We start from the raw sequence: 10,631 nt of genomic DNA, 5'->3' as shown, positions 1-10,631 counted from the left end.
CCTGGTCCGGGCGCTGCGGCACCCGCTTGAGCTTGTCGGTATTCACTCCGTACTCGTCGCGCAGGCGCTCGGCCAGCTCCTTGTACAGCGTCTTGTCCATGTCAGGCCGACGGGCAAAGATCCACGCCATCTCGCGGCCCGGATAGCCGATCAGTGCCCAGGAGTAATCCGGCGCCACTTCCAGAACGCGCGAATGGGTCGGCACCACGCGGTAGAACCAGGTCCGCCAGCCATGGTTGCCGCTGTCCGGGTCGACGCTGGCACGGGCGCGGATCTCCTGTTGCGGTTCGCTGAAGCCGTTGCGGTAGCGGTAGGTGATGGCAACCTTGTGATCGTCGCGCAGCGCGTACTCGTTGACGCTGGCAACGTGACCGCGCTCGACGAAGTTCGGCACGCGGCCGATCACGTACCAGGTGCCCATGAAACGTTGCAGGTCGATCGGCGCGTTCGGATCGGGGGCGCGGGGCGCCGCGGCACGCGGCGACGGCGGATCGCTGGCAGCCAGCGCCGGGCCCGCCAGGGACAGGGCCAGCAGCACGGCGCAGAGCGGGCGGATCGAAGTCATGCGGGAGCGGGCTCCAGTGGGCTTGCACGCGCATGGTCGACTGTGTGCACGCGGTCCGTCAATGGTGTCGCAGCGTATGAGAAGGCCCTTGCCCAAGCTGTGTTGCATTGTCCACCGGAGAAACCCGCATGAGCGCACGCCTCACACGCCGCCCCTCGACTGAACGCGTCAGCGAACGCGCCGATTCGCGCCTGCTGCGGGGTGTACAGCATCTGGCACTGGCCGGCGTCGCACTGGTCCTGGTGTGGCCGGCCGCCCGTGGCAGCAGTGCCTGGCTGGGTTGGCTGCCCCTGTGGCTGATCGGCATGCCGCTGGTGGCCTGGTGGGCGTTGCTGCGCTGCCCATTGCCGTCGCTGCGGCGGCGGTCGTCGCGTCGTACCGGTGGACAGGCGCGCCGCCGGAGGGCAGCCGGCGCGCGCGGCCGACGCGGCGCGACGGCGGCGGCCTGACCTTCGACACGGGGGCGGTGTCCGGATCCGTGCTAGCGTTCCACGGCTTATGACTGCCTGGAGCTGCAATGTCACGACTCGCTTCCGCCTGCCTGCTGGCTGGCATGATGACCGCTGCCTCGGTGGGGACCGCCGTGGCTGCTGAAGATACCGACCGTTATGCCTGGCTGGAGGACGTCACCGGCGACAAGCCGCTGTCCTGGGTCAAGGAACAGAACGCCAAGGCCGAGGCGCGCCTGGCGCAGACTCCGGCCTTCAGGCAGATGGAGGCCAGCATCCGTGAGGTGCTCGATTCGGATGCCAAGATTCCCGGCGTGCAGAAGATCGGCGACTACTACTACAACTTCTGGAAGGACAAGCAGCACGAACGTGGCCTGTGGCGGCGCACCACCCTGGCCGAGTACCGCAAGGCCTCGCCGCAGTGGGAAACCGTGCTTGACCTGGACGCACTGAACAAGGCCGAGGGCGAGAACTGGGTCTGGCACGGCGCCGACTGCCTGCGCCCGGACTACAGCCGCTGCCTGATCGCGCTGTCACGCGGCGGCGCGGATGCCGATGTCACCCGCGAGTTCGATCTGTCGACGAAGCGCTGGATCGAGGATGGCTTCTTCCGTCCCGAGTCGAAGGGCGGCCTGAACTGGATCGATCGCGATACCGTGTTCGTCTACACCGATTTCGGTGCCGGCACCATGACCACCTCCGGCTACCCGCGCGTGGCCAAGCTGTGGAAGCGTGGGACGCCGATGTCGTCGGCCAGCGTGGTGTACGAAGGCAAGCCGGAGGACATGTACATCGCGGCGATGCACGATGACACCCCGGGCTTCGAGCGCAACCTGGTCAGCCGCACGCTGGCGTTCTACAACAATGAGGTCTACCTGCGCGGCGACGATGGCACGCTGACCAAGATCGATGCGCCGAACTCCGCCGAGAAGGGCCTGCACAAGCAGTGGCTGACCCTGGAGCTGCGCGACGCCTGGACCGTGGGCGGCAAGACCTACGCATCCGGCTCGCTGCTGGCGACCCGGCTCGATGACTTCCTGGCCGGCAAGCGTGACTTCGAGGTCCTGTTCACCCCGACCGCGACCACCTCGCTGGCCGGTGCGACCTGGACCAAGAACCACCTCGTCCTGAACGTGCTGGACGATGTGAAGAATCGCCTGTCCGTGCTGACCCCGGGCGCCAATGGCTGGCAGAAGAGCGCGTTTGTCGGCGCGCCGGCATTCGGCACTCTGGCCGTGGGCGCAGTGGACAGCGACGACAGCGATGCGGTCTGGCTGACCGCCACCGACTATCTGACGCCGACCACCCTTGCTTTGGCCGAGATCGGCAAGGCACCGGAAACGCTGAAGACCATGCCGGCCTTCTTCAATGCCGAGGGCAAGGTGATCGAGCAGCACTTCGCCACCAGCAAGGATGGCACCCGTGTGCCGTACTTCGTGGTGCATGCCAAGGACATGAAGCTGGACGGCTCCAATCCGACCCTGCTGTACGGCTACGGCGGTTTCGAGATTTCGCTGACACCCAGCTATTCCGGTGGCATGGGCCGCGCCTGGCTGGAGAAGGGCGGTGTGTACGTGGTCGCCAACATCCGTGGTGGCGGTGAGTACGGCCCACGCTGGCACCAGGCGGCGCTGAAGCAGAATCGTCACAAGGCCTACGAGGACATGGCCGCGGTGGCACAGGATCTGGTCAAGCGCAGGATCACCAGTGCCAGGCACCTGGGCGTGCAGGGCGGCAGCAACGGCGGCCTGCTGACCGGCAACATGCTGACGCAGTACCCGGAACTGTTCGGTGCGGTGGTGGTGCAGGTTCCGCTGCTGGACATGAAGCGCTACAGCCACCTGCTGGCCGGCGCGTCGTGGATGGCCGAGTACGGCAACCCCGATACCAGCGACTGGGAGTTCATCAAGACCTTCTCGCCGTACCACCTGTTCGACGCGAAGAAGAACTACCCGCCGGTGCTGTTCACCACCTCCACCCGCGATGACCGCGTGCACCCGGCCCATGCCCGCAAGATGGCGGCGAAGATGATCGATGCCGGCAAGGATGTGACCTACTACGAGAACATCGAAGGTGGTCATGGCGGCGCAGCCAACAACGCGCAGGCCGCGCACATGGCGGCCCTGGCCTACAGCTTCCTGTGGGAGCGCCTGGGCGGTAAATGACGAAATGAAAAACGCCGCCCCCGGGCGGCGTTTTTCATGGGCGGCGCTGCGCGCTCGCCGGGCATGGCCCGGCGCTAGCGGAAATGTTGCAGCCCGCGCGCGATGCGCTCCACCGCTTCCTGCAGCCGCGGTATTTCCTGGGTATAGGCCAGGCGCACATGCTGGTTGGCGCGGTGGAAGCCGAAATCCAGGCCCGGGGTGAAGGCCACATGCTCGGTTTCGAGGAAGTGCGCGCAGAACGCCTGGGCATCATCGGTGAACGCACTGACATCGGCATACAGATAAAACGCGCCCTGCGGCTCCACCTCGATGCGGAAGCCCAGCTCGCGCAGCGCCGGCAGCAGGAAATCGCGACGCTGGCGGAAGGCCTCCCGTCGCTGTTCGAAGATCGCCATCGATTCATCGGTGAAACAGGCCAGGGCTGCATGCTGGGCGATGCTCGACGCACTGATGTACAGGTTCTGCGCCAGCTTCTCCAGTTCGGGCACCGCTGCGGGCGGCGCCACCAGCCAGCCCAGGCGCCAGCCGGTCATGCCGAAATACTTCGAGAAACTGTTCAGCACGAACGCGCTGTCATCGACCTGCAATACGCTGGCCGCGTCCACGCCGTAGGTCAGGCCGTGATAGATCTCGTCCACCACCAGGTGCCCGCCGCGTGCGTGCAGTGCGCGTGACAGCGCCGCAAGTTCATCGGCCGACAGCACCGTGCCGGTGGGGTTGGCCGGCGAGGCGACGAGTGCGCCGACGCTGTCCGTGTTCCAGTGCTGTTGCACCAGCGAGGGTGTGAGCTGGTAGGCGGTCTGTGGACCGACCGGGACCAGCTGTGCGGCACCTTCCACCAGGCGCAGGAAATGCCGGTTGCAGGGATAGCCGGGATCGGCCAGCAGCCAGTGCCGGCCCGGGTCGACCAGCAGGCTGCTGGCCAGCAGCAGCGCGCCGGAGCCGCCAGGAGTGACCAGGATGCGTTCCGGATCCACATCCAGCCGGTAACGGCTGCGATAGAAGCCGCTGATTGCCTGGCGCAGCGCAGGCAGGCCGCGTGCGGCGGTGTAGCGCGTGTGCCCGGCGGCCAGGGCCGCCTGGCCGGCACGCACCACCGGCGCGGCCGTGGTGAAGTCCGGTTCGCCGATCTCCAGGTGGATGATATCGTGGCCGGCCTGTTCCAGCGCCTGCGCGCGGGCCAGCAGGGACATCACGTGGAAAGGAGCGATTTCATGGCTGCGCCGGCTGTAGACCGGCGGGTGGGGCAGGGTACTCATGCGCCCATGGTACGCCGACCGCTGCCGGCGGGTCCGCACCGTGACGACCTGCAGGGTTGTGGTGCCGACGGGATTGGGGTCAGATCGCTGTTCGGGGAAGGGAACCGATCCCGTCGAAGACCATTGCATTGAAGCGCCTGGAGCCTTATCTCATGAAGTCCACCCTCTGCCTGTTGCTCGCCAGCCTGATGACCAGCACCGCTACCGCCGCCCCCCTGCCTGTTCCGCCGGACGCCGCCCGGCATCCGCACGAGGTCAAGGCCCCGTTCGGCGCGACCCGCAACGACGACTATTACTGGCTGCGTGACGACAAGCGCGCGAACAAGGACATGCTGGCCTACCTGCAGGCCGAGAACGCCTATGCCGACCAGGTGCTGGCGCCATTGAAGCCGCTGGAAGACGCGCTGTACAAGGAAATCGTCGGCCGCATCAAGCAGGATGATTCCAGCGTGCCGGCGCGCGAGCGCGGCTACTGGTACTACAGCCGCTTCGAGACCGGGCAGGACTACCCGATCCACGCACGCCGCAAGGGCAGCATGGATGCCGCCGAAGAAGTGCTGCTGGACGTCAACGCAATGGCCGCCGGCAAGGGCTACTTCAATGTCGGCTCGATGGAAGTCAGCCAGGACAACCAGCTGCTGGCCTGGGCCGACGATGACGTGGGCCGTCGCCAGTACACGATCCGCTTCAAGGACCTGCGGACCGGGCAGGTGCTGCCCGACGTGATCACCGGCAGTTCCGGCGATCTGGTCTGGGCCGACGACAACCGCACCGTGCTGTACGTCGAGAACGATCCGGAAACGCTGCTGACCGTGCGCGTGAAAAAGCACGTGCTGGGCACCCCGGCCAGCGCCGACACCGTCGTCTACGAAGAGAAGGACGACAGCTTCTACATGGGCATCGGCCGCACCCGCGACGACCGCTTCATCACCATCGGCGTGCACAGTACCCTGTCGTCGGAAGAGCGCTACGCGCCGGCCGGCGACCCGACCACGTTCACCGTGCTGGCGCCACGCCAGCGCGACGTCGAGTACGACGCCGACCACTACGATGGCCGCTGGGTGATACGTACCAACGACAGTGCAAAGAACTTCAAACTGGTCACCGCACCGACCGATGCCACCTCGCGTGCGCAGTGGAAGGACTGGATCGCGCATGACGATGCGGTGTTCATCGAAGGATTCGAGCTGTTTGATGGCTTCACCGCCATTGCCGAGCGTTCCGAAGGCCTGGAGCGCATCCGCCTGCTGTTCAAGGATGGCCGCAGCGACTACGTGAAGGCCGATGAGCCGGCGTACTCGATGGGCCTGGGCGATAACACCGAGGCCGATACGCCATGGCTGCGCTACGTCTACACCTCGATGACCACCCCGACCACCGTGTTCGAGCTGAACACCGCCACCGGCGAGCGCCGCCAGCTGAAGGTGCAGCCGGTGATCGGCTATGACGCATCGAAGTACGAAACCGAACGCGTCTGGATCACCGCGCGCGATGGCGTGAAGGTGCCGGTGTCGCTGGTCTACCGCAAGGGCTACCAGAAGGACGGCATGGGCGCGCTGTTCCAGTACGCCTACGGCAGCTACGGCATGTCGATGGACCCGTACTTCAACCAGACGGCAGTGAGCCTGCTCGATCGCGGCGTGGTGTATGCCATCGCCCACATCCGCGGTGGCCAGGAGATGGGCCGCGACTGGTACGAGAACGGCAAGCTGCTGCACAAGCAGAACACCTTCAACGACTTCATCGACGTTACCCGTGGACTGGTGGCCCAGGGCTGGGCGGCGAAGGATCGCGTGGCCGCGTCCGGTGGCAGTGCCGGTGGCCTGCTGATGGGGGCGGTGGCCAACCAGGCGCCGCAGGACTACCGGGTGATGGTGGCGCAGGTGCCGTTCGTGGACGTGGTCACCACCATGCTGGATCCGACCATCCCGCTGACCACCAACGAGTACGACGAGTGGGGCAACCCGGAGCAGAAGCAGTACTACGACTACATGCTCTCGTACTCGCCCTACGACAATGTCAGGAAGCAGGATTATCCGGCGCTGTTCGTCGGTACCGGCCTGTGGGATTCGCAGGTGCAGTACTGGGAACCGGCCAAGTGGGTGGCCAGGCTGCGCGACGACAACACTGGCCATTACCCGATCCTGTTCCGCACCAACATGGAGGCCGGCCATGGCGGCAAGTCGGGTCGCTTCCAGCGTTACCGCGAGCTGTCCGAATCGTATGCCTTCGTGCTGCAGCAGCTGGGTATCGCAGCACCGTGATCGCGGCGGGGTGCCGGGCGTTGCCGGGCACCCCGAACCGTTATCCTTGCGGTCATGAGCCTGCCTGAACCGCCTGCCGCCCAGGACGCAGCCCCGACCCGCCGGCCGGTGCGTTTCCGCTGGGCGTGGTGGCTGCTCGCCTATGTCAGTCTCGGCACCGGCATTGTCGGCATCTTCGTGCCGGGACTGCCGACAACCGTATTCATCCTGATCTCGGCATGGGCCGCCTCGCGCGGCTCCGAGCGGCTGCATGCCTGGCTGCTGCAGCATCCGCGCTTCGGGCCGGCCATCAGCAACTGGCAGGCGCATGGCGCGGTCAGCCGCTACGGCAAATGGATGGCCACGATCACCATGGCGGTCTGCGCCGGGATCATGCTGTGGTGCGTGCCGATCGCCTGGGTGAAATGGTTTTCCATCGGCAGCATGACCGTGGTGGCGATCTGGCTGTGGACGCGGCCGCTGCCGCCGCAGGACTGACCCTTCCGCCGGGCATGGCCCGGCGCTGCCATGGGGGCCGTACCCTCCACCAACCGCTCAGCCGGCAGTGGCTATACTCGGGGCATGAAGATTCCCCATCGAAACGCCATCCTGATTCCGCTGGCAGCGGCCTCGCTGCTGTTCCTGTCCGCCTGCGGCAACAAGGGCCCGCTGGTGCTGCCGCAGAAGCCGGTGCCGGTGGAAGAGACCGTCGAGCCGGCCACCGATGCCGACGGCGAAGCCACCCCGCCTGCCACCCAGGACACGGGTGACGGCAGTCCGTCGGTGACCCCGGACCCGGTGAAGAAGGTGGACGACGGGAATGAGTAAGACCGGTTCCACCGCGCTGCGTTTCAGCAAGATGCACGGCGCGGGTAACGATTTCGTAGTGATCGACCTGCGCGACGGCACCGCGCCGCCCACGCCACAGCTGGCCGCGCGCCTGGCCGACCGCCACACCGGCGTGGGCTGCGACCAGATCCTGACCATCGAGGCCCCGCGCGTCGAAGGCTCGGTCGCCTCGTACCGGATCTGGAACGCCGATGGCTCCAATTCCGAGCAGTGCGGCAACGGCGCGCGCTGCATCGCGGCCTGGCTGGTGCGCGAGGGCAGTGCCCAGGGCGATGCATTCGTCATCGACAGCCCACTGGCCAGCCATGCGGTGCAGGTGCTGGGCCAGGGCCAGTATGCGGTGACCATGGGCGTACCCGCATTCGAACCTGCCAGCGTGCCGCTGGTCGGCTTTGCCCACCCGCGCGAGGAGTATCTGCTGCCGCTGCAGGGCGAGAGCGTGCGGTTTGCTGCGGTGTCGATGGGCAATCCGCATGCCGTGATCGAGGTGGGCCTGATCGATGCGGCGCCGGTCGAGCGCGTCGGCGCGCTGCTGCAGCAGCATGCCTCGTTCCCGAAGTCGGTGAACGTGGGGTTCACCCAGGTCATCGCGCCGGACCACGCGCGGTTGCGCGTGTTCGAGCGGGGCGTCGGCGAGACCCTCGCCTGCGGCAGCGGCGCCTGTGCCGCCGCAGTCACCCTCATGCAGCGCGGTCGCCTGCAGCGCGATGCACGCATCAGCCTGCCCGGCGGCGAACTGCGCATCCAGTGGCCGGGCGAGGGGCAGCCCGTGGTGATGGCCGGCCCCACCGCATTCGTCTTCGAAGGGGAGTGGATCGCATGACTGAGACCGTCGACAAGCTCGGGGCCCATGAAGTCGCTGCCTGGTTGCGGCGCCATCCGGCCTTCCTCAAGCAGTTTCCGGACCTGGCGCTGACCCTGGTGGTGCCGCGCGATGACGGCCCGACCGCATCGCTGGCCAGCTACCAGCTGGAGCTGCTGCGGGAAAAGAACCGCGAGCTGGCGCGACGGTTGGCCGATCTGGGCGCGACCGCCCAGGTCAACGAACGGCTGGCGGTGCGCACCCACCAGCTGACGCTGGCACTGATGAAGCAGGGCAGTGCCGCCGATACCCTGCGTGCGATGGCCGCCTCGCTGCAGGAGGATTTTGCGGGTGATCTGGTGCGGCTGGTCGTGCACGTGCCGGTGGCCGGGCTGGAACAGGCCGAATGGCTGCAGGTCATCGCGGCCGACGATCCACGCCTGGGCCCCTTCCGTGATTGCCTGAAGGACGGTGAGCCGATCTGCGGCCGCCTGCAGCCGGAAAAGAACGCGGTGCTGTATGGCGCGCGCAGTGAGGAGGTGCAGACCACCGCCCTGCTGCCGCTGCCGGGTGTCGGCCTGATCGCGGTCGGCAGCCATGACCCGAACCGCTTCTACCCGGGCATGGGCACGCTGTTCCTGCGCATGATGGGCGAGGCCCTGGCCACCGGCCTCAAGCGCTTCCAGGACTGAGCGGAGCGCGGCGGCGATGAGCGCGGTCATGGCGTTCCTGCAGCACCTGCAGGTGGAACGGCGGATGTCGGCGCATACGCTGGACGCCTACCGTCGCGACCTGGATGCGCTGGCGGCATGGGCCGAGCCGCGGGGCGTGCCGGTGGAGGCGCTGGATGCTGACGCCGTGCGACAGTTCGTCGCCGATGAACATCGCCGGGGCCTGTCGGCCAAGAGCCTGCAGCGGCGGCTGTCTGCCTGCCGCAGCTTTTATGCGTGGCTGCTCAGGCATGGCCGCATCGAGGTCAGTCCAGCGGCCACCCTGAAGGCACCGCGAGCGCCGCGCAGGCTGCCGCAGGTGCTCGACGCCGATGAAGCCGTGCAACTGGTCGAACTGGAACCGGAAGGCGAGCTGGGGCGACGCGACCGCGCGCTGCTGGAGCTGTTCTATTCCTCCGGCCTGCGCCTGAGCGAGGTCTGCGCATTGACCTGGCGTGACCTGGATTTTGCCAGCGGACTGGTCAACGTGATGGGCAAAGGCAACCGCCAGCGTCGGGTACCGTTCGGCAAGCCGGCGCGCGAGGCACTGCTTGCGTGGCGCAGCGAAAGCGGCGGCGCCGCGGCCTCCCCGGTGTTTCCGGGCCGCAACGGGCCGATCAGCCAGCGCGCGGTGCAGATCCGAATCCGCCAGCTGGCGCAGCGGCAAGGGCTGTTCAAGCACGTGCATCCGCACATGCTGCGGCACAGCTTCGCCAGCCACATCCTCGAGTCGTCCGGCGACCTGCGCGGCGTGCAGGAACTGCTGGGGCACGCCGACATCGCCACCACGCAGATCTACACCCATCTGGATTTCCAGCACCTGGCCAAGGTCTACGACGCTGCGCATCCGCGCGCCAAGCGCCGCCGGTAGCGCCAATCCACGCCCGGCGGCAGTGGTAGCGCCGGGCCATGCCCGGCGGATGCAGCGGCCGCTGGCGCCCGAGCCCTGAACGGCAGCCATCCGCGCAGGCTTGATCGGCCCCGGCGCTGTCCCCATGTCCCGGGAACAGCTATCGGAGGCCGCATGGACCCCAGTCAGAACCCCAACGTTTTCCACGCCACCACCATCGTCTGCGTGCGTCGCGGCGAGCATGTGGCCATTGCCGGCGACGGCCAGGTCACGCTCGGCCACACCGTGATGAAGGGCAATGCGCGCAAGGTGCGCCGGCTGGGTCGCGATGGCCAGGTGCTGGCCGGTTTCGCCGGCGCGGCCGCCGATGCCTTCACCCTGTTCGAGCTGTTCGAGGCCAAGCTGGAAAAGCACGGCCAGCTGCAGCGTGCCGCCGTCGAGCTGGCCAAGGACTGGCGCACCGAGCGTCGCCTGGGCAAGCTGGAAGCACTGCTGGCCGTGGCCGACAAGGAAACCTCGCTGATCATCAGCGGTACCGGCGATGTGATCGAGCCGGAAGACGGCATCATCGCCATCGGTTCCGGCGGTTCCTACGCGCTGTCGGCGGCCCGCGCGCTGATGGCGCACACGGCGCTGGATGCGCGCACCATCGCCAGTGAAGCGATCAACATCGCGGGCGACATCTGCATCTACACCAACCGCAACGTGGTGGTCGAGGAGCTGTGACGCTCCCTGATCC

The 10,631-nt window shown here is 67.2% G+C and carries 11 protein-coding genes and 1 pseudogene; 9 read left to right on the top strand and 3 right to left on the bottom strand.

The genetic code is table 11. The features are described 5' to 3' along the window. The coding region (locus tag AC06FB_RS18730) for a lipocalin family protein (RefSeq protein ID WP_478053976.1) at nt 1-565 on the bottom strand (565 nt) is incomplete at its 3' end. Between the two features lie 128 nt (nt 566-693). Between AC06FB_RS18730 and AC06FB_RS18725 the strand changes: the two genes are divergently transcribed. Together AC06FB_RS18725 and AC06FB_RS18720 are read left to right on the top strand one after the other, a co-directional pair. After that, nucleotides 694-1,014 carry a hypothetical protein gene (locus tag AC06FB_RS18725; RefSeq protein WP_478053975.1) on the top strand — a complete coding sequence of 107 codons (321 nt, stop codon included), beginning with the start codon at nt 694-696 and terminating at the stop codon, nt 1,012-1,014. 68 nt (nt 1,015-1,082) lie between these two features. After that, complete coding sequence (locus AC06FB_RS18720) at nt 1,083-3,179, top strand: prolyl oligopeptidase family serine peptidase (RefSeq protein ID WP_053519813.1); 2,097 nt, start codon at nt 1,083-1,085, stop codon at nt 3,177-3,179. A gap of 74 nt (nt 3,180-3,253) precedes the next feature. Here AC06FB_RS18720 and AC06FB_RS18715 read toward each other — a convergent pair whose 3' ends face one another. Both AC06FB_RS18715 and AC06FB_RS18710 read right to left on the bottom strand, forming a co-directional pair. Next, nucleotides 3,254-4,438: a pyridoxal phosphate-dependent aminotransferase gene (locus tag AC06FB_RS18715; RefSeq protein ID WP_478053974.1), complete on the bottom strand. Its 1,185-nt coding sequence runs from the start codon at nt 4,436-4,438 to the stop codon at nt 3,254-3,256. Nucleotides 4,439-4,583: 145 nt separating this feature from the next. Next, nucleotides 4,584-4,649, bottom strand: a pseudogene (locus tag AC06FB_RS18710) (hypothetical protein); the annotation flags it as partial. Here AC06FB_RS18710 and AC06FB_RS18705 point away from each other — a divergent pair. The 7 genes from AC06FB_RS18705 to hslV all read left to right on the top strand — a co-directional run bounded on the left by AC06FB_RS18705 (nt 4,627) and on the right by hslV (nt 10,618). Continuing rightward, nucleotides 4,627-6,702 carry a S9 family peptidase gene (locus AC06FB_RS18705; protein ID WP_478053973.1) on the top strand — a complete coding sequence of 692 codons (2,076 nt, stop codon included), beginning with the start codon at nt 4,627-4,629 and terminating at the stop codon, nt 6,700-6,702. The pseudogene AC06FB_RS18710 and the gene AC06FB_RS18705 overlap by 23 nt on opposite strands. Nucleotides 6,703-6,756: 54 nt before the next feature. Continuing rightward, nucleotides 6,757-7,179: a YbaN family protein gene (locus AC06FB_RS18700; protein WP_053520181.1), complete on the top strand. Its 423-nt coding sequence runs from the start codon at nt 6,757-6,759 to the stop codon at nt 7,177-7,179. 84 nt (nt 7,180-7,263) lie between these two features. Continuing rightward, complete coding sequence (gene lptM / locus AC06FB_RS18695; RefSeq protein WP_053520180.1) at nt 7,264-7,509, top strand: LPS translocon maturation chaperone LptM; 246 nt, start codon at nt 7,264-7,266, stop codon at nt 7,507-7,509. After that, nucleotides 7,502-8,353: a diaminopimelate epimerase gene (gene dapF, locus AC06FB_RS18690; protein WP_065175178.1), complete on the top strand. Its 852-nt coding sequence runs from the start codon at nt 7,502-7,504 to the stop codon at nt 8,351-8,353. Before lptM ends, dapF begins: the two co-directional genes overlap by 8 nt. After that, on the top strand, nt 8,350-9,024 hold the full coding sequence (locus AC06FB_RS18685; protein WP_065175177.1) for a DUF484 family protein: 675 nt from the start codon (nt 8,350-8,352) through the stop codon (nt 9,022-9,024). Before dapF ends, AC06FB_RS18685 begins: the two co-directional genes overlap by 4 nt. 16 nt (nt 9,025-9,040) lie before the next feature. Then, nucleotides 9,041-9,913, top strand: a complete 873-nt coding sequence (xerC, locus tag AC06FB_RS18680) for a tyrosine recombinase XerC (protein WP_111186205.1) — start codon at nt 9,041-9,043, stop codon at nt 9,911-9,913. A 153-nt stretch (nt 9,914-10,066) separates the two neighbouring features. Continuing rightward, nucleotides 10,067-10,618, top strand: coding sequence for an ATP-dependent protease subunit HslV (gene hslV / locus AC06FB_RS18675; RefSeq protein WP_053520176.1), 552 nt, complete (start codon nt 10,067-10,069; stop codon nt 10,616-10,618). Nucleotides 10,619-10,631 lie beyond the last annotated feature (13 nt).

This window comes from Stenotrophomonas sp. Steno-C15 (genome assembly GCF_056393265.1).
This window is presented reverse-complemented; position numbering and strand designations above follow the sequence as displayed.